The 17647-nt window shown below is 38.6% G+C and carries 22 protein-coding genes and 1 other annotated feature; of the genes, 6 read left to right on the top strand and 16 right to left on the bottom strand.

All coding sequences use genetic code 11. From position 1 onward, the window contains the following. Positions 1-91: 91 nt before the first annotated feature. The 3 genes from pheT to M3210_RS06410 form a co-directional block, all read right to left on the bottom strand. On the bottom strand, positions 92-2521 hold the full coding sequence (gene pheT, locus M3210_RS06420) for a phenylalanine--tRNA ligase subunit beta (RefSeq protein ID WP_251512558.1): 2430 nt from the start codon (positions 2519-2521) through the stop codon (positions 92-94). A gap of 13 nt (positions 2522-2534) precedes the next feature. After that, complete coding sequence (gene pheS / locus M3210_RS06415) at positions 2535-3569, bottom strand: phenylalanine--tRNA ligase subunit alpha (RefSeq protein WP_251512557.1); 1035 nt, start codon at positions 3567-3569, stop codon at positions 2535-2537. 430 nt (positions 3570-3999) lie between these two features. Beyond that, entirely contained in the window at positions 4000-4746 is a 747-nt protein-coding gene (locus M3210_RS06410; protein ID WP_349774324.1) for a TrmH family RNA methyltransferase, read from the bottom strand. Between the two features lie 88 nt (positions 4747-4834). Between M3210_RS06410 and sspI the strand changes: the two genes are divergently transcribed. From sspI to M3210_RS06395, 3 genes are all read left to right on the top strand, one after another. Continuing rightward, positions 4835-5059, top strand: coding sequence for a small acid-soluble spore protein SspI (sspI, locus tag M3210_RS06405; RefSeq protein ID WP_251512556.1), 225 nt, complete (start codon positions 4835-4837; stop codon positions 5057-5059). Positions 5060-5237: 178 nt separating this feature from the next. After that, positions 5238-5717 (top strand): DinB family protein, encoded by a 480-nt coding sequence (locus M3210_RS06400; RefSeq protein WP_251512555.1) that lies wholly within the window; start codon positions 5238-5240, stop codon positions 5715-5717. A 115-nt stretch (positions 5718-5832) separates the two neighbouring features. Next, complete coding sequence (locus M3210_RS06395; protein ID WP_251512554.1) at positions 5833-6456, top strand: lytic transglycosylase domain-containing protein; 624 nt, start codon at positions 5833-5835, stop codon at positions 6454-6456. A gap of 44 nt (positions 6457-6500) precedes the next feature. Here M3210_RS06395 and M3210_RS06390 read toward each other — a convergent pair whose 3' ends face one another. Then, positions 6501-7586, bottom strand: a complete 1086-nt coding sequence (locus M3210_RS06390) for a M42 family metallopeptidase (RefSeq protein WP_251512553.1) — start codon at positions 7584-7586, stop codon at positions 6501-6503. A gap of 80 nt (positions 7587-7666) precedes the next feature. Continuing rightward, positions 7667-8152, bottom strand: a complete 486-nt coding sequence (locus M3210_RS06385) for a dUTP diphosphatase (RefSeq protein WP_251512552.1) — start codon at positions 8150-8152, stop codon at positions 7667-7669. A 109-nt stretch (positions 8153-8261) separates the two neighbouring features. Here M3210_RS06385 and M3210_RS06380 point away from each other — a divergent pair, with 109 nt between their 5' ends. Further along, the gene (locus M3210_RS06380; protein ID WP_251512551.1) at positions 8262-8654 is read left to right on the top strand and encodes a sigma-w pathway protein ysdB; all 393 of its coding nucleotides are present in this window, start codon (positions 8262-8264) and stop codon (positions 8652-8654) included. A gap of 29 nt (positions 8655-8683) precedes the next feature. Here the strand turns inward: M3210_RS06380 and M3210_RS06375 are convergent, their stop codons facing one another. The 5 genes from M3210_RS06375 to infC form a co-directional block, all read right to left on the bottom strand. Then, positions 8684-9280, bottom strand: coding sequence for a TVP38/TMEM64 family protein (locus M3210_RS06375; protein WP_251512550.1), 597 nt, complete (start codon positions 9278-9280; stop codon positions 8684-8686). A 61-nt stretch (positions 9281-9341) separates the two neighbouring features. Next, entirely contained in the window at positions 9342-9614 is a 273-nt protein-coding gene (locus M3210_RS06370) for a DUF1294 domain-containing protein (RefSeq protein WP_251512548.1), read from the bottom strand. Between the two features lie 585 nt (positions 9615-10199). Beyond that, a complete protein-coding gene (gene rplT, locus M3210_RS06365) occupies positions 10200-10559 on the bottom strand; it encodes a 50S ribosomal protein L20 (RefSeq protein WP_251512547.1) in 360 nt (119 codons plus the stop codon). Between the two features lie 55 nt (positions 10560-10614). Then, the gene (gene rpmI, locus M3210_RS06360; RefSeq protein ID WP_251512546.1) at positions 10615-10806 is read right to left on the bottom strand and encodes a 50S ribosomal protein L35; all 192 of its coding nucleotides are present in this window, start codon (positions 10804-10806) and stop codon (positions 10615-10617) included. A gap of 43 nt (positions 10807-10849) precedes the next feature. After that, the gene (infC, locus tag M3210_RS06355) at positions 10850-11365 is read right to left on the bottom strand and encodes a translation initiation factor IF-3 (protein ID WP_349774326.1); all 516 of its coding nucleotides are present in this window, start codon (positions 11363-11365) and stop codon (positions 10850-10852) included. 57 nt (positions 11366-11422) lie between these two features. Beyond that, positions 11423-11552: a sequence feature (ribosomal protein L20 leader region), on the bottom strand. 222 nt (positions 11553-11774) lie between these two features. Between infC and M3210_RS06350 the strand changes: the two genes are divergently transcribed. Further along, entirely contained in the window at positions 11775-11951 is a 177-nt protein-coding gene (locus M3210_RS06350) for a DUF5325 family protein (protein WP_251512544.1), read from the top strand. Positions 11952-11965: 14 nt separating this feature from the next. On the opposite strand, the gene M3210_RS06345 is transcribed toward M3210_RS06350, so the two are convergent. Together M3210_RS06345 and M3210_RS06340 are read right to left on the bottom strand one after the other, a co-directional pair. Continuing rightward, complete coding sequence (locus tag M3210_RS06345) at positions 11966-12772, bottom strand: inositol monophosphatase family protein (protein ID WP_251512543.1); 807 nt, start codon at positions 12770-12772, stop codon at positions 11966-11968. A 132-nt stretch (positions 12773-12904) separates the two neighbouring features. After that, a complete protein-coding gene (locus tag M3210_RS06340) occupies positions 12905-13105 on the bottom strand; it encodes a YkzI domain-containing protein (RefSeq protein WP_251512542.1) in 201 nt (66 codons plus the stop codon). Between the two features lie 222 nt (positions 13106-13327). Between M3210_RS06340 and M3210_RS06335 the strand changes: the two genes are divergently transcribed. Beyond that, positions 13328-13945, top strand: coding sequence for a YktB family protein (locus tag M3210_RS06335; RefSeq protein WP_251512541.1), 618 nt, complete (start codon positions 13328-13330; stop codon positions 13943-13945). Between the two features lie 27 nt (positions 13946-13972). Here M3210_RS06335 and M3210_RS06330 read toward each other — a convergent pair whose 3' ends face one another. From M3210_RS06330 to lpdA, 4 genes are all read right to left on the bottom strand, one after another. After that, positions 13973-14239, bottom strand: coding sequence for a UPF0223 family protein (locus M3210_RS06330; RefSeq protein WP_251512540.1), 267 nt, complete (start codon positions 14237-14239; stop codon positions 13973-13975). Positions 14240-14241: 2 nt separating this feature from the next. Next, positions 14242-15207: an NAD(P)H-dependent flavin oxidoreductase gene (locus M3210_RS06325; protein ID WP_251512539.1), complete on the bottom strand. Its 966-nt coding sequence runs from the start codon at positions 15205-15207 to the stop codon at positions 14242-14244. Between the two features lie 45 nt (positions 15208-15252). After that, positions 15253-16101, bottom strand: coding sequence for a polysaccharide deacetylase family protein (locus tag M3210_RS06320; RefSeq protein ID WP_251512538.1), 849 nt, complete (start codon positions 16099-16101; stop codon positions 15253-15255). A 137-nt stretch (positions 16102-16238) separates the two neighbouring features. Next, positions 16239-17645 carry a dihydrolipoyl dehydrogenase gene (lpdA, locus tag M3210_RS06315; protein ID WP_251512537.1) on the bottom strand — a complete coding sequence of 469 codons (1407 nt, stop codon included), beginning with the start codon at positions 17643-17645 and terminating at the stop codon, positions 16239-16241. Between the last annotated feature and the right edge of the window lie 2 nt (positions 17646-17647).

Raw genomic sequence — 17647 nt, 5'->3', positions numbered from 1 at the left:
TCTTCGTTTACATATACGCATAAAAAAACACTTCAAACATGTAGAAAAAAGCGTTGTTGCCACATGACATGCAGCAACAACGCAGGATCCTTTACGATCTGACATAACCATTGAATTGACTTTCGACAGCCTTGACAATTTCTTGATATGAAGCTTCAACCTCTTCGTCTTTTAACGTCTTCTCTGGATCTTGATAAACGAGATGATAAGCGATTGACTTCTTACCAGTTTCTAAGTGTTCACCTTCATACAAATCAAATATTTCAACGGATTGAACCAATGGTGCGCCAACACTTTCAATTAGATTCTTTACATCACCCGCAGAAGTGCTCTTATCTAAGATAAATGCAATATCTCTGGAAATCGCTGGATATTTAGGAATCTCAACGTAGCTTGGCTCATTCTCATAAGCCTCGAGTGCTGAATCAAGATTGATATCAAATACGTATGTTTCTTTCAAATCAGCCTCTTTGGCGAGAATCGGGTGTAGTTGACCGAGAAAGCCCACAACTTGATCCTCTAACTTAATGACTGCGGTTCGCCCTGGATGCATATCTTCTAATTTAGCTTGCTCAAATTTCACTGTTAATTTTAATTGTTCAAATAACCCTTCCACAATTCCTTTTACTACGTAGAAGTCTACTGGCTTTACTTCACCTTGCCACTTATGATCCACCCAGTTACCCGTGACAGCACCAGCGACTCGTAAATTCTCCTGTGGCTGTTTCGTAATCTTCTCTTCCTTTGAGATGTAGACAGCACCTGTTTCATAATATGCAACATCTGCATGATTCCTTGCCAGATTGTATGTTAATGAACGGACTAAACCAGGTAAAATACTCAAACGAAGGTATTTGTGATCTTCACTCATCGGCTTGGCAAGCGCAATAGGAACCGGGTTCTGTTCACGAATTTCAGGGCTAATCAATTTATTTACGTCATGTTCACTGATTAGGGAATATGTTCGGTTTTCCATTAGACCGACACCTTGCAGATAAGCTCTAATTTTACGCTTCAATTGTTGATATTCAGTTAAAGCACCAACTTGGCCAGTTCCTTCAGGCAACGTAAATGGTAAGTGATCATACCCGTAGATTCTTGCAATTTCTTCTAGCATATCTTCAAATATCGAAATATCTTGCCTTCTTGTCGGAACATGAATCGTAAACTCGGATCCATCTTGTTCAAATGAAAATTGCAACCTTGATAAAATAGCAGCTATTTCATCATCTGAAATGGAAGAGCCCAGTCGGTTATTAACATGATTCGTTTCAATGACGACTGTTTTTTCTGAGTAATCAAGATCATCATATTCACTAACACCTTGAAGCACTTTACCCTCAGCATATTTCTCTAATAGGTAACAAGCTCTTAATCCAGCTCTTTTTACGCGTTCAGGATCTACTCCCTTTTCAAATCGTGTACTTGATTCACTACGTAAACCGGTTTTCTTAACAGTCCTTCTAACTGTAGTGCCATCGAAGTAAGCTGCCTCTAGCAAGATGGTTGAGGTTTCATCTGTAACCTCAGAATCCAAACCTCCCATTACACCAGCAAGTGCTGTCGGTACCAAACCATTCGTAATAACAAGGTCATCATTGCTAAGCTTTCTAGTTTGTCCGTCTAGTGTTACGATCCCTTCGCCATCATTTGCACGACGTACAAGTACTTTATCCGATGCAAATTTATCATAATCAAATGCATGCAGTGGCTGGCCATATTCCAACAGAACATAATTCGTTATATCAACGACATTGTTGATTGGACGGATACCCGCTGCCAATAAATAATTTTGCATCCAAAGTGGTGATGGCTTAATTACAACATCCTTAATGATAAAAGCACTATAGTATTTGTTGAGGTCATTTGCCTCCACTTCAACCGAAATATAGTCTTTAGCATCCTCAGATTCATTACTATTTGTGGTTTCTGTCGGCAAATCGACAGGTTTATCAAGGATAGCAGCCACCTCATAGGCCACTCCAAGCATACTTAATGCATCAGCGCGGTTTGCAAGAACATCAAGCTCAAGTACAGCATCATTTAGATTCAGTAATGGCGTGACATCTTGCCCAATCTCAACATCATCCTGGAAAATATAAATACCGTCTACAAACTCTTGTGGAACAAACTTCTCTTTTACACCCAACTCTTGGAGAGAACAAATCATACCATTCGATTCTACACCACGCAGTTTTACTTTTTTAATCTTAAAACCACCTGGTAAAACTGCTCCTGGCTTCGCGACTGCCACCTTCTGTCCTTCAGCGACATTTGGAGCCCCGCATACGATTTGTAACGTTTCCGTTCCAACGTCCACTTGGCAAAGACTTAACTTGTCTGCATTCGGATGTTGTTCGCATGATAAGACATGACCTACCACTACATCCGTAACTTTTTCACCAAAATATTCAATTCCTTCTATTTCAATTCCAGATTTTGTAATTTTCTCAGCTAGTTTTTCAGGAGATATTCCTCCCAAGTCAACATATTGGTTCAACCAATTATAGGATACGTACACTGTCATTTCCTCCTTAAGCGTGATGGTATTGTTTTAAGAAACGGATATCATTCGTATAGAAACTCCGAATATCACTAACACCGTATTTCAACATGGCAATTCTTTCTGGTCCCATTCCAAATGCAAATCCACTATATACCTTAGGGTCATATCCTCCCATCTCTAGAACCTTCGGATGAACCATACCGCCGCCTAGAATTTCAATCCATCCTGTCCCTTTACAAATGCTGCAACCTTCGCCGTTACACACCTTACAAGATATATCCATTTCAACAGATGGTTCTGTGAACGGGAAGAAACTTGGGCGTAAACGGATTTCACGGTCTTCACCAAACATATGTTTAGCAAACTTATCGAGAGTTCCTTTTAAATCACTCATGCGAACGTTCTTATCGACAAGCAGTCCTTCAATTTGAGTGAATTGATGTGAATGCGTTGCATCGTCACTATCCCGTCGATACACTTTTCCAGGGCAGATCATCTTGAAAGGTTTTTGACCCTTATAGGCTTCCATCGTACGCGCTTGTACAGGGGAAGTGTGGGTACGTAGCAATAATTCATTTGTGATATAAAACGAATCCTGCATATCACGAGCTGGATGGTCTTTCGGTAAATTTAATGCTTCAAAATTATAATAGTCCGTTTCTACTTCAGGACCTTCTTTCACTTCATACCCCATTCCTATAAACAAGTCTTCAATTTCTTCAACAATGCTGGTCAATAGATGCGGCCCACCAACATTGACCTTTCGACCAGGAAGAGTCACATCAATGGTTTCTTCTTCCAATTGCTTATTTAACGCAATTTCTTCAAGTTCAGCTGCTTTCTCTTCGACCGCTTCTGTAATCGCATTGCGTACATTATTAGCAACCTCCCCAATTACCGGGCGTTCTTCTGGAGAAAGTTTTCCCATTCCTTTTAAAACTTTTGTGATAGAACCTTTCTTGCCTAAATAAGCTACACGGATATCCTGAAGGTTTTTCATTTCATTTACGTCATTAATTTTTGCCAACGCCTCTTGCTGGAGTGCTTCCAACTGTTCCTTCATTACAAATTCCTCCTTTATTTAACCCAATTAAAATAAAAAAGCAGTGATGCTCGTCAGATTTACAAAATGGACAGACAGTGTAATAGCCGTTCTTGAAGCTCAGTTAAACACAAAAAAGCCCCATCCCTGAAAAGGGACGAGGCTATTGATCGCGGTACCACCCTTGTTGACAGTCATATAACTGTCCAACTCCATTTTGATAACGGACAAAAATCCGGATTCACTTTTACTTGCAAATGTGCAAGGTCCTAGTGCCAGCTCCAGAGTGAATTGGTCATATTCCAACATTAGAAATGTTTACAGTCTAGGACATTTCTTCCCTGTAATGTTGCTGTGAATACAACCGAGCTCCTTCAATGCTTTAAAATATTTTTATTGTTATTATTTATCACTAAATGTATTATAGATAATTTGCAACAAGCTTGCAAGCCTATTGTTTGATATGATACATCAGAATACCTGCTGCAATGCTGACATTTAACGATTCTGCTTTACCATAAATGGGTATCTTGATTCGCTTATCGGCAAGCTCAATTAAATCCGGATGTACTCCAGCACCTTCATTCCCCAAAATGATTGCAACCTTATCAGGCACCTCTACTTCATGATAGTAGTCTGCTTTTTCCAGAGCAGTTGCCCATATGTCGAACCCACCTTTTTGGAGCTCATCCACTTTATGCACTAAATCCGCTTCATAAATCGGGATATGAAACAGCGATCCCTGAGTCGCCCGAACAACTTTATCGTTGAATATATCTACAGTACCCTTTCCTAAAATAACAGCATCCATACCAGCCGCGTCAGCGGTTCGAATGATTGTGCCCAAATTTCCTGGGTCTTGAATGGCATCGAGTAAGACAAATTGATTACCTTTCATTTCCCGTTGTGGCTGAATTTGTACAACTGCTGCGATTCCTTGTGGTGTCATCGTTTGAGAAATATGTTCAAACACCTGTTTTGAAACCCGTTCTACCGGTATATTTCCACTCCATCTTGGCAATTCAACTGTTTCTTCTGCAATGATTTCTATAATAACTTGTTTACTATTCCAAGCTTCTTCGATCAAATGGAGACCTTCGACTAGAAATACTTTATTTTCTTTTCTTCCTTTTTTCTTATGCAGTTTTCGCCAATATTTCACTTTTTCATTTGTTAACGATGTAATCAACGTCTTCATCCTCTGACTCTTTTTTTATTATCATACATACTTTATCATCAATCGGTCAAACTAATCCTAATGATTACGAATCAAGGAGGAAAATTTTATGGATTTAAATTTACGAAAAGCGATACTCAGCAACATTTCTACAAATGACCAATCTCAGCTGGAAGCTACAATTGTTGATGCCATCCAAAATGGAGAAGAAAAAATGCTCCCTGGATTAGGTGTGTTGTTCGAATTAATTTGGCAACAAGCTGACGAAGAGATGAAACAAGAAATGGTAGAAAGCTTAGAGTCTGGAGTAAAAGAAGCAGCTGCACAAGGGTAAAGTGAGAAACCATATAATGAGCAAATCTTACTGTACATTTCCTTGACAAGGAATAAAAGCTAACAATTATTGAGAAAATCAATGATTGTTAGTTTTTTTAATTTCTTGGATTTCAACATATGAAATATTCATGATAAACTGGTGGTAAATCAACAAAAAAACGAAAGGGGTTATTTATATGTACAGAAAAGTAGACGACTTTATTAATGATTGGACATCGGCAAGTAATGGGACATTAAAAGTATTGGAGGCTATGACAGACGAATCGTTGAATCAAGCGATTGTAGAAGGTCATAATACTCTAGGCTGGCTCGGATGGCATCTCACTACTGCACCAGTTTACTTTGCGGGTCTTTTAAAACTAGATCTTACGAATCCAGATAATGGACAGAGCGTTCCAGCAACTGCCAGCGAAATTGTAAACGGCTATCAAGCGGTCAGCAGTGAATTAAGCGAGCTTGTAAGGAAAGAGTTTAACGATGCAAGTCTGATTGAAGAAGTAGACCAACACGGAAGACCGACTGCTCGAGGAGAAATACTTCGGACGTTAATAGACCATCAAACTCACCATCGTGGGCAAATGACGGTACTGCTCCGCCAAGCAGGACTTAAAGTTCCGGGAGTCATGGGACCGACAAAAGAAGATTTAGGAAAATAGATTCATTTAAAATAAAGCCTTACAGACTTATTTCTGTAAGGCTTTTGTCACGAAGCATTGAACTTCTTTCTAATAACTAGTAAAATGGTTAGTAGAAAAGGTAGGGATGACTCTCATGGAAATCAGAGATTTACAACAGGTTATGCAGTTCCAAGTATTACAAACAATGACTTCAAGTCCTTCCAGGACAAAGTCCACAGCTTCGTTTGCAGAACTTGCTTTTAAACAACTGCTTCAAGAAAAGATTAACCAAGCTAATATAATGAATCATTCAAGCATGACGCAAAACACTACTATGAAGCCCATGCAGTTGAATTATATCCAGCCAACCTACTATCCGACTCAAGTGAGCACTCAAAAATCAACTGATTTTGACGATTATATTAATGAAGCCAGTGAAAAGTATAAGGTCGATAAAAGCCTCATATACAGTGTGATTAAAGCGGAATCCAGCTTCAATCCTAACGCGACAAGTTCTTCTGGAGCTCAAGGTTTAATGCAGTTGATGCCCACCACCGCTCGAGGATTAGGTGTTGTGAATTCATTTGATCCTCGTGAGAATATTCTTGGGGGAACCAAATATTTAAGACAGATGCTTAATCGCTATAATCAAAATATTGAGCTGGCTCTTGCCGCCTATAATGCCGGACCAGGAAATGTCGATAAATATCAAGGTATACCGCCATTTTCAGAAACAAGAAATTATGTATCAAAGGTTATGAATAGTTATTTAGCATAGTAGAAAAAGCAAGGTGCTGAACCACCTTGCTTTTTCTACTTGTTTTATGCTAAAATTAACTCTTTTACCGTATCTCTATCAAGCTTTTTAATTACTTCCACGATTAATTTAACCGCATTTTCAAAATCATCCCGGTGCAGAATACCAGCATGGGAATGGATATAACGAGTTGCCACTGTAATAGACAATGATGGTACTCCATTTGCTGTTAAGTGGATTGCACCTGAATCTGTCCCTCCACCAGCAATCGATGTGTACTGATATGGAATCTCATTTTCATCCGCTGTTTTTACAACTAAATCACGTAAGCCTTTATGGGAAACCATAGAAGCATCATAAAGAACGATTTGCGGGCCTTTACCTAGTTTACTATCCGCTTCGTGAGAAGAAATACCAGGTGTATCACCAGCAATCCCTACATCGACTCCGAATCCGATATCCGGTTCAATTTGGTGAGCAGAAGTTCTCGCACCGCGGAGACCAACCTCTTCCTGAATTGTACCTACTCCATAAACTACGTTAGGATGATCAACATCTTTAAGTTGTTTTAAAACCTCAATCGCAATCGCCAAACCTATCCGGTTATCCCAAGCTTTAGCCATTAACATCTTCTCATTTTTTAATGGAGTGAACTCGAAGTATGGTACGACTGATTGTCCTGGTAATACACCGAACTCTTCTGCTTCTTCCTTACTTGAAGCTCCAATATCAATGAACATATTTTTGATTTCATATGGTTTTTTACGAGCTTCCGGCGAAAGTACATGAGGTGGTTTAGAGCCGATGACACCTGTAACATTCCCTTTCGAGCCCATGATTGTCACCCGTTGGGCAAGCATTACTTGATTCCACCAGCCACCAACCGTTTGGAAATATACAAACCCTTTGTCATCAATACGTGTTACCATAAACCCAATTTCATCCAAGTGACCCGCGACCATTATTTTAGGTCCATTTTCATCGCCTACTTTTTTCGCAATAGAACTACCTAGGTTATCTGTTGTCACTTCATCTGCATAAGGAGTAATATACTTTTCAAAGACTTCCCGCACTTCTCTTTCATTACCAGGAATTCCATTAGCATCTGTCAAATCTTTCAACATCGTCAATGTCTCATCTAATTTTGCCATAATTGTACATCCTCTCTTCTTAATCCTCCACTAGTATAAACCTATATCAGAGAAATATCAAAAATGAAAAAATTTTTATATTAGTAACCTTTGTCTTGTCGTTCAAAGTTAATTTCATTCTTTTTGACATACGCTTCATATACTTCTCTCTTTGTAAATCCGAGGACTTCTCCAAGGTTAATATATTCCTCGAATAAATTTTCATAGTTTTGGAAGGTAGGCTGTTGTTTAAACAATGCCCCAATCGAAAACACCTCATTAAACTGTTCTGTAGCTGTATTTTCTTTACCCTTTGAATCCAGTTGTTTAATCTGGTAACCAGTATCTAAACCGATAGATAATAAAAAGTGAATACCATCCACGTATTCTGCAAGAATTTCTTGTCTTTCACTAGATTTTTTTGTACTCCAATACTTAAAACAGCGCGTTTCATTGGCAAGTTCACCTAACTCAACAAGAAATGCTAAGTACTTTTCATTAAATAAGTCCCTATCTCTTAAATCATGATTTTCAAGTATGTAAGTATCAAGTTCTTTCTGCATGGAATAAAGTTTTTCCCAGTTCATTATATACACCTCATTTTTATCATTGTAGCATGTTTTTTTTATAAAAGTGAAACCTTTCTATCCCCTAATTCGTAGTGGAACTAGATAACAAGTAAGGAGACGATCACACATGCTTGTACTATTATTTCGTATTCTTATTCTGCTTGCAATTATTCTCCTTGTTTATACATGGGTTGAATACCTAAGAAGTCCAGAAAGAAAAATGCGGATTGCGAAGGATTTAAAACAATTTTATCTTTATGATGAACAGGGCAATAGTAAAAAAAATCTACGCTTCGTATATAAAGGCTGCGCGTTTGAAGGAGAAAAATATGTAGGAGTTGCAGAAAACTCTTTTGAAGTGACTAATATCCATATTACTGTGTCTAATTCTATTGAGTTAAATGGAATCACGAGAGAAGATTTGTATTTCTTAGAAAATGAATTACTTATCCGGTATCCATATGCAAAAATTGAATGGAAGCATCCGATCAGCAAGCTAGTCCTGACACCGATAGATTAGTGCAAGTCTCCATATGAAAAAAACACACATCAAGCTTTGATTGATGTGTGTTTTGCATTTTCTATAGAGAAAAAGTCTTGCCATTTAATAATAATTTCTCTTCTACGCAATAAATAAAGGAACAGTAATAACAGGGCCAATAATGCGGTAATCATGTATGGAGATAAATTAGATATCGTTCCACCAATGGATGTGTAGACAAATGCTAAGGGGATATTTGATAATACGGAGGCTTTTGTGTAATCTCTAAAACTGGATGAAATCTCTATTAGGCAAAGGGATAATAAATGAAAATGAATAAATGGCACTAATCGCAGCAAGATAATTTGTGACCTGGTGAACGCTTTATTTTCACCGATAATACGCTGTTTCAACCGAAGGATTCTTTGCATTGCTTTTGGCATTTTCGTATACATTCCATAAAACAAGATACTTGATAATGTAATACCTACCAATGAGTACAAACTGCCGGCAACAGGTCCAAAAATAACCCCGCCAGATATACAAATGAACACGACGGGAATGAAAAATAACGGCCTCAGCAAATGAAAGCAAATAAATAACAGCGGTGCGAATAAACCTCCAATTTCCACATAGGTGAGAAGATTCGCTCCCAACGCCTCCATGCCTCTCCTCCTTCCTTCGTATTCAATTTGATACTTATCTATATGACGGACTCTGTCTAGATTATGCCACATTGCTGATTATGTAGATAAATGCAAAAGCATTCCAAATAATTAAGACCGGTATACCAATTGTGAATCTCTTATGTTTTGTTTTATGTCGAAATAGTTTCATCCCTAAAAAAGTACCGATGGCTCCACCTAAAAAGGATAATAAAAAGAATGTCCTCTCCGGGATCCGATACTGTCCTTTTATTGCTTTTTGTTTATCTATCCTCATTAGGAATAACGTAAACACATTTACAGCAATCACAAATAAAAGAATCGAATCATTCATCATAAAGCTCCTTTTTCTGTTATTTTCTTAGTTTATCATAAACAAATTACTTAAGATAATATTTAAATAGATTGAAGACACTTTCTTCCCGAGGCTCGCATCCCCCGATACACCTTCGCGCATCCTAAGGCGGCTGATGAGCCTCCTCGGGCTATCGCTCTGCGGGGTCTCATCGATGACTATCCTCCCGAAGGAGTCTTCGGTGTATCGGGGGCTGCTTCCAGTGAAAACATATTTGGATCATGGTTCCAATTTATTGAATAACTCATAGTGGTTTATTTAAATTTCACGGAAGTAGACAGTCATTTTTATTAAACAAAATCCGCTGAGCTTAAAAAACGTATAGCATGGAGCAGTCCAAATACCTCGAGACTCCTGCGGGAGTAAAGGCCAGGCGAGACCCCGCAGCGAGCTTGCTCGTGAGGAGGCTTGCCGGCCGCCCGCGGAAAGCGAGAGGTATTTGGACTGCGAACATTGGATAGAAGTGTCCTCTTTCAATTCCAAAGATTAGAACTTTGTATCAACATCATAAATATCCTAATTAAAAAAGGTCAAATTCCAATTAAATGGAACTTGACCTTTGAATTATTTGCTTAGAGCTTCTTTAGCTTTATCAGTTAGTTGTGTAAATGCTTGTGCGTCACTGATTGCAAGTTCAGAAAGCATTTTACGGTTAATATCAATGCCAGCTAATTTTAGACCGTGCATTAATTTGCTATATGAAATATCGTTCATACGTGCAGCAGCGTTAATACGTGCGATCCATAATTTACGGAAATCACGTTTTTTCTGTCTGCGGTCACGATATGCATATTGACCTGATTTCATTACTTGTTGTTTTGCAACTTTAAATAAATTACCTTTTGAACCATAATAACCTTTTGCTAATTTAAGTACGCGTTTACGACGCTTACGTGTTACTGTTCCACCTTTTACACGTGCCATTTTAAATTCCCTCCTAGTACAATTCTAATCCGATTTATTTCAGTTTCTCCACAACTTAAGGAATCATGGAGTCGATGCGACGTTGGTCTCCTGCAGAAACCATTGCACCTTTACGTAGTTTACGTTTTTGTTTTTGAGATTTGTTCGCAAATAAGTGACTTGTATATGCATGAGATCTTTTAATTTTTCCAGATCCAGTTCTCTTAAAACGTTTTTGTGACCCTTTGTGGGTTTTCATCTTTGGCATGCTAAATTCCTCCTAAAGTAAAATTAAACAGTTATTGCTGTGATTATTTTTCGCTTAATGGGGCAACCATCATAAACATATTACGGCCTTCCATTTTAGGCTTTTGCTCAACTGTTGCAATATCTTTTACTTCTTCAGCAAAGCGGTCGAGAACTTCACGTCCTAACTCTTTATGAGTGATTGCTCTACCTCGGAAGCGAACTGCAACCTTGACTTTATCGCCTTTTTCAATAAATTTTCTAGCATTTTTTAGTTTTGTTTCAAAATCATGGTCACCAATTCCAGGTGTAAGGCGCACTTCTTTCACATTAATGACTTTCTGTTTTTTACGTGCTTCCTTTTCCCTCTTCTGCATTTCGAAACGGAATTTTCCATAATCCATGATTCGGGCAACTGGCGGTTTCGCATTCGGAGCCACTAACACTAAATCCAGATTTCTCGTTTGGGCTATTTGCATCGCCTCTTTATGCGACTTAACACCAAGTTGATCACCATTGGAATCGATTAGACGCACCTCTCTAGCGCGAATCCTCTCATTAACTAAATTATCTTTGCTAATCTCTAGCCACCTCCAAATAATTTTTGTTACTGATCATTTAGACAATATATTATTACTCACATAAAAAAAGTGTCGGTACACAATGCACCCACACGTCTCCCCATCATTTAAGAACAAACTTATCAGGAACCAGTCAACTGCACATCGGCGTCGATCAGGTGAGAAGCGGGTGCTTCTACTTGTCTTCAGATCATATTAAATTGATTCAACTTTTAAAGTATAGCACGGATAGATAAACATGTCAACATTCCAATTTGAAATTCAATAAAGCGCTATGTTCAACCACCTTTAGCTACTTGTCCATCTTATCATAGGTCATTCTAACATGCAAACTGCTATCTTCCTTATCTTTGAAGATTTTAATAGTTTACTATATACTACAAATGTTAGATAAATCGAGGTGGATGGTATGAATATGAAAGAAATCAATTGGCCTTTATTTTTATTAGCATTATTAGTTGTTGCTATGTTCTTTGGAGTAGGATTTGCAATTGCCTTGCGGAATATCTGGTTGATTATCCTATTTCTTCTGCTCGGTTTTGCATTGATGGGGTATGGAATTTCATTAAAAAGAAAACGAAAGTGACTGAACCCGAACAGTCACTTTCTTCCTTTCTTAATATAGGTGAGCAACTGCTCTTGAATTTGTGGATTGCATGTCAATAAACTATTAATTTCTAGTAAATTTAGTGGTTTACCATCAAGGTTTGTTGAAATTCCGCCAACCTCATTTACAATCACAATGCCTGCAGCGATATCCCAAGGTGCCAAACGCATTGATAAGTATCCATCAATAATTCCTTCTGCTACATATGCGAATTCCAATGCAGCAGATCCATATGTCCTACTTCCTCGCACAGCACGAATGAGCTGTTGCATGACTCCCTCATCCACCATACGATTTTGACAGAGGAAATAATGGTTCATACCTAACAACGATTCTTCAAACTTCAAATCCTCATTTAGAGCCGAAAGCTTTTCCTCATTTTTGTAAGCACCTTCTGAGCGCTTCGCATGATAGAGCACATCAGACATCACATCATATATTAACCCAATTTCACCTACACCATCCTGAAAAACACCAACTGAGATGGCGAAATTTTTCCGTTGATGGACAAAGTTCATTGTCCCGTCAATTGGGTCAATGATCCAAACCGTGCCTTCCAATGAAGTTAATTCATCACCATAACCCTCTTCCCCGATAATACAGTGTTCAGGATATGTTTCTTTAATCTTCCCAACCAGAAAGGCCTCAATTTGTTTATCCATCTCTGTCACAAGATCATTAGGGTTTGACTTTGTCCCAATGATCCTCGGCTCATTAATTTGGTTTCTAATCTGTTGTCCCGCTTCCAAAACCCACGCTCTAGCATTGAGATATATACTGTTTCTTTTGTCGTCTATCATCTATTATTCCCCCATTTAGTGCCACTTATATAATTGTACCAAAACATTGGATTATATTTACAGCAAAAGGACTTCGCATTTATTAGACCATCGTGACCCGATACCCGAATAAATACGAAGTCCTATTAGCAGTTACTCATCTTCATCCTCAGTAATTTCAATTAATTGATGACGCAGTTCGCTAAGTCGTTGTTTGGCCTTGATGATTCCCGTCTTATCTTCCGCTTGCATGGCATCATAAAGATTCATTAGTTCGTAATCTATTTCCATTCGAATGACCGGTAACTTTAATTTTGCTTCTTGTTTTTCAATTGCCTGCATTAGATATTTCACCTTCATCACACCTTTCTAAGTGCTAACGTATGACTTTACTTTAGTTTATGAATATTTTTGAAGGAAGTTCGTCTATTTTTTAGCTATCTTCTTAGAAATAGCTTTACCCAAAATGAAGCCCATTTAAACATAAATGGAACTCTTACTTAGTGCCTATCCGTTGACAAATGAACATATTAGCTTAATAATAATTATTATAAATTAGTAGAAAGGATGGATAGAATGAAATTCACGGGGTTTAATAAAGAAGATTTCGATACGTTTTTAATAGATGGTCTTGATGCAAGAATGGAAGCAATACAAACTAGAATTCAACCAAAGTTCCAAGAAATTGGTACAGAACTTGCTGATGACCTTTCCATGAAATTAGGTAATGAAGTTTATTTACATATAGCGAAACATGCCCGAAGAACGGTAAATCCACCAAACGATACTTGGCTTGCTATCTGCGATAATAAGAGAGGTTATAAAAAACATCCGCATTTTCAAGTTGGTCTGTTTGATGATCGCCTATTTATTTGGCTTGCACTTATTTACGAATTACCAAACAAAAGTAAAATAGCAGAGGCTTTCATCGAACAATTTGACGTCATCAAAAGTCTTCCGGAAGACTTTGTAATATCCCTTGATCACATGAAAAAAGACTCCATCCCGCTGAGCGATTTAGATTACTCACACCTAGAACGTTTTCGTGATGTGAAGAAAGCAGAGTTCCTGATTGGAAGGAATTTGGATAAAGATGATGCGCGAATAAAAGATGGAGAGAAGCTATTAGATACGGTAAAGTCAACGTACGACGATTTGATACCACTATACCAATTGGCATTAAAAGAACGTTAAAAAGGGAAACTGCATTCAGCTTCCCTTTTACATTTTTATCGTTTTACTTTGAGAATCTCTTGCTTTCTTTATCACTTGATATGGTGTGTAGCCTGAGGATTTATTGAACTCAGCAAACAACTGCTTTTCCTCACTTTTCGATGGAACGATTTCTTTAAAACGGCGGTAAACCGTCAACAAATCTTCCCTCGACACCTGATGTTCATAAGCCTTCTCAATTAAAGAAAAGAAATTAACAACATCGATGATTTCCTGTTTAGACCAGGATTCATCGAAAGGATAAGAATAACTCATTTTTACACCTCAACTTTAGCCCATTTTTCGCGTATTTGATTTGCCTCTCGAATAATCATTTGAATTAATTCTTCGACTGGAAGGATTTCATTGATTCTCGCAACAGACTGGCCTGCCCAACCAAATCCTTCAGCATCGTTTCCTTCAAGAATATATTTCTGATTGAATTTTCCGCTAATGTAATCTTTTAACGACTCATAACCAAGATTTTTTTCTTCTATTTCTAATATTTTATCTGTCCATGGTCCTATTAAAGCACGGGCAGGCGCACCAATGGAACGCTTAATTACAGTCGTACTATTTTCATCAGCATCAAGTATTGCTTGTTTATAATTATCATGTGCATGACATTCTTTAGTCGCAATAAAACGCGTTCCCATTTCTATTCCTTCTGCTCCCAAACTGAAAGCAGCCATAAGTCCTCTACCATCTGCGATACCTCCAGAGGCGATAACAGGTATGGAAACAGAGTCAACTACCTGTGGAGTAAGAACAAGGGTACCAACATCACTTCGCCCCAAATGTCCACCTCCATCTTGACCAACGACCATGACGGCATCTGCCCCTAACTCTTCTGCCTTTACCGCTTGTCTCCGAGCAGCAACAAGCACAAGTTTCTTTATATTATGCCCTTGGACCATGTCAAGTACACCTTTAGGATTCCCGCCTGTAACAGATATAGCAGGGACCTGTTCCTCTATAGCTACATTCACCATCTCTTCAAACGGTCTGCCATGTTGTCCTATCGCATAATTTACTCCAAACGGCTTGTCTGTCAAGGTTCTTACTTTCCTGACTTCTTTCCTCAACGCATCAGGTGAAGGAAGAGTCATCGCAGTTATTTGACCGAGCCCTCCTGCATTGGATACTGCTGCAGCCAAATCAGCATACGCTAGGTAAGCCAGCCCTCCTTGTATAATCGGGTACTTAATATCAAGCAGTTTTGTTACTCTTGTTTCAAAAACCATCTTCACTTTCCCCTTTCTCTGTATTAAAATGTTAACAAATTGAAATCATTCACTTTCCTCATTTAACAACCTAATGAGATTCGGATCCACAATTTCATAGCCTTGTTCTCGAAGCCCGTTTACAATTCGCTCAAGCGCTTCATTTGTCCACTCCCGATCGTGCATCAATAAATTTGCTCCAGGCTTTAATAAAGAATACGAAACACCAACTTCAGGGCCTTCCCCTGTTATCATGGCTTCTGCCAGTTTATCGGCATCCATATAGGGTTGAAAATAATCATAACCGTAAGTCCAATTCATCAACACCATTTCTTCTTCAGCTGCAACTTGCTCGGAAAAATCTGTATTCATTCCATTTGGTGCCCGGAAAAATTTAGGTCTCTCCCCGATGATTTCTTCAACTCGATCACTTAGTTTTACGATTTCTTCACGCTGCTCATCCTCTGAAATATCTGTTAGTAATGGATGATTATATGTATGGTTTCCTATTAAAAACCCCATTTCGTGAAGTTGTTTCAGTGCTTCCTCCTCTTCTGGAGTATCAAGATAATGTCCATTTACAAAGAATATTGCATTGGCATCCAACTTCTTCAAAGTTTCAGCTATTTCCAATGAATAGGTGTGAGGCCCATCATCAAACGTTAAAAGTACAACTTTTTCATTGACATCTTTTGTTATAGGGACGACTGTCGCATCATCTGAAATATAATATTCCGGGTCTATTGATGCACCCTCAGTACCCTGAACAGCGTCCTCAGCCGGCATCTCCTCTTCCTGTTCTTCCGACTCATGCTCCTTAGAACTATTTTTAACTGTTTCCTCTTGCTCATTTTCACCGTTACACGCTGAGATAAAAAGCATTGCAATAAGTGTGATGATGATGAATTTTCTCATTTTGCATCCTCCTGGTGTCTATTTGCTTCAATTATAGTAGTGATAAAATATGATGACAATGAAAAGCCATATCAAACTACTAAACTGTCATAAAAAAATGGCGGCTAATATATATAGCCACCATTTTAAAAACTATTTTATAACATATGAATTGGTTTTCCGAGCGCAACTTCTGCTGCTTCCATTGTGATTTCACCTAATGTTGGGTGTGGGTGAATCGTTAGCGCAATGTCTTCTGCAGTCATGCCGGCCTCAACAGCAAGGGCGATTTCTGAAATCATGTCACTCGCATTAGGACCAGCGATTTGACCGCCAAGTACAAGTCCATCTTCTTCACGTGTGATCAGTTTCAAGAAACCATCCGTGCTGCCTAGTGATAGAGCACGTCCATTTGCGCCGAATGGGAATTTACCTACTTTAACTTTGTATCCTTTATCTTTTGCTTCTTGTTCAGTCAAACCAACTGTCGCTAGCTCTGGATCTGTAAAGGCAACTGCTGGAATACCGATATAGTCAATCTCAGATTTCTCACCGCTGATTGCTTCTGCTGCAATTTTACCTTCATAAGAAGCTTTGTGGGCAAGCTGAGGTCCTGCTGTAACATCACCGATTGCGTAGATATTATCAACAGAAGTACGGCATTGTTTGTCAGTCTTGATAAGACCTCTATCGTCAAGTTCAATACCAACTTGTTCTAAGCCGATTTCTGAAGTGTTTGGTCTGCGTCCCACAGTGACAAGTACGTAATCAGCTTCAACAGTTTCTTCCTTACCTTTAACTTCATACGTTACTTTCACACCATTTTTTGTTTCCTCTACACCTTTTGCCATCGCTTCTGTAACAATTGTTGCACCTTTTTTCTTAAGGCGTTTCTTCACAAGTTGTGTCATTTGTTTTTCGAATCCACCTAGAATATCTTTCGTTCCTTCTAGGAAAGTTACTTCAGTACCAAAATTCGCATACACAGATCCGAGTTCACTTCCAACGTACCCGCCGCCAATAACAACAAGCTTCTCAGGAACTTCTTTCAAATTCAGAGCACCTGTTGAATCTAAAACACGCTCAGAAAACTTAAAGCTCGGGATTTCGATTGGACTTGAACCAGTCGCGATAATACAGTTTTTGAATTTATAAGTCTGCGAGCTTTTATCATCCATTACTTTAGCAGTATTGGCATCTACGAAGTAAGCTTCGCCACTTACGATGTCCACCTTATTACCTTTCAGTAAGCCTTCAACACCGGAAGTAAGTTTATTTACGATAGAATCTTTCCATTCTTGAACTTTGGAGAAATCAACGGAAACATTCTCTGCTTTTATACCAAGTTCATCAATCCCTTGGGCTTCTGCAGCTTTATGTCCTGCAGAAATTAAAGCTTTAGAAGGAATACATCCTACGTTCAAGCAAACTCCGCCTAAAGCACCTTTGTCAACGATAGTTACTTTTTGACCAAGCTGTGCAGCACGGATTGCAGCAACGTATCCTCCAGGACCAGCTCCTACAACAAGTGTGTCTACTTCTACTGGAAAATCTCCTACTACCATAT

The organism is Oceanobacillus luteolus (genome assembly GCF_023715655.1).
In the GTDB taxonomy this organism is placed as follows: domain Bacteria; phylum Bacillota; class Bacilli; order Bacillales; family Amphibacillaceae; genus Oceanobacillus; species Oceanobacillus luteolus.
The sequence above is the reverse complement of the archived record's forward strand: the minus strand, read 5'-3'. Positions and strand labels throughout refer to the sequence as shown.

Coding starts and splice junctions, on each gene's coding strand:
- M3210_RS06375 (WP_251512550.1), bottom strand. CDS start 9,280: ATGGAGGCGTTGGGAGCGAATCTTCTCACCTATGTGGAAATTGGAGGT.
- sspI (WP_251512556.1), top strand. CDS start 4,835: ATGGATTTAAATTTACGAAAAGCGATACTCAGCAACATTTCTACAAAT.
- M3210_RS06400 (WP_251512555.1), top strand. CDS start 5,238: ATGTACAGAAAAGTAGACGACTTTATTAATGATTGGACATCGGCAAGT.
- rplT (WP_251512547.1), bottom strand. CDS start 10,559: ATGGCACGTGTAAAAGGTGGAACAGTAACACGTAAGCGTCGTAAACGC.
- M3210_RS06350 (WP_251512544.1), top strand. CDS start 11,775: ATGAATATGAAAGAAATCAATTGGCCTTTATTTTTATTAGCATTATTA.
- lpdA (WP_251512537.1), bottom strand. CDS start 17,645: ATGGTAGTAGGAGATTTTCCAGTAGAAGTAGACACACTTGTTGTAGGA.
- M3210_RS06335 (WP_251512541.1), top strand. CDS start 13,328: ATGAAATTCACGGGGTTTAATAAAGAAGATTTCGATACGTTTTTAATA.
- M3210_RS06325 (WP_251512539.1), bottom strand. CDS start 15,207: ATGGTTTTTGAAACAAGAGTAACAAAACTGCTTGATATTAAGTACCCG.
- rpmI (WP_251512546.1), bottom strand. CDS start 10,806: ATGCCAAAGATGAAAACCCACAAAGGGTCACAAAAACGTTTTAAGAGA.
- M3210_RS06370 (WP_251512548.1), bottom strand. CDS start 9,614: ATGAATGATTCGATTCTTTTATTTGTGATTGCTGTAAATGTGTTTACG.
- M3210_RS06395 (WP_251512554.1), top strand. CDS start 5,833: ATGGAAATCAGAGATTTACAACAGGTTATGCAGTTCCAAGTATTACAA.
- M3210_RS06345 (WP_251512543.1), bottom strand. CDS start 12,772: ATGATAGACGACAAAAGAAACAGTATATATCTCAATGCTAGAGCGTGG.
- M3210_RS06380 (WP_251512551.1), top strand. CDS start 8,262: ATGCTTGTACTATTATTTCGTATTCTTATTCTGCTTGCAATTATTCTC.
- M3210_RS06330 (WP_251512540.1), bottom strand. CDS start 14,239: ATGAGTTATTCTTATCCTTTCGATGAATCCTGGTCTAAACAGGAAATC.
- M3210_RS06410 (WP_349774324.1), bottom strand. CDS start 4,746: ATGAAGACGTTGATTACATCGTTAACAAATGAAAAAGTGAAATATTGG.
- M3210_RS06385 (WP_251512552.1), bottom strand. CDS start 8,152: ATGAACTGGGAAAAACTTTATTCCATGCAGAAAGAACTTGATACTTAC.
- M3210_RS06390 (WP_251512553.1), bottom strand. CDS start 7,586: ATGGCAAAATTAGATGAGACATTGACGATGTTGAAAGATTTGACAGAT.
- pheS (WP_251512557.1), bottom strand. CDS start 3,569: ATGAAGGAACAGTTGGAAGCACTCCAGCAAGAGGCGTTGGCAAAAATT.
- M3210_RS06320 (WP_251512538.1), bottom strand. CDS start 16,101: ATGAGAAAATTCATCATCATCACACTTATTGCAATGCTTTTTATCTCA.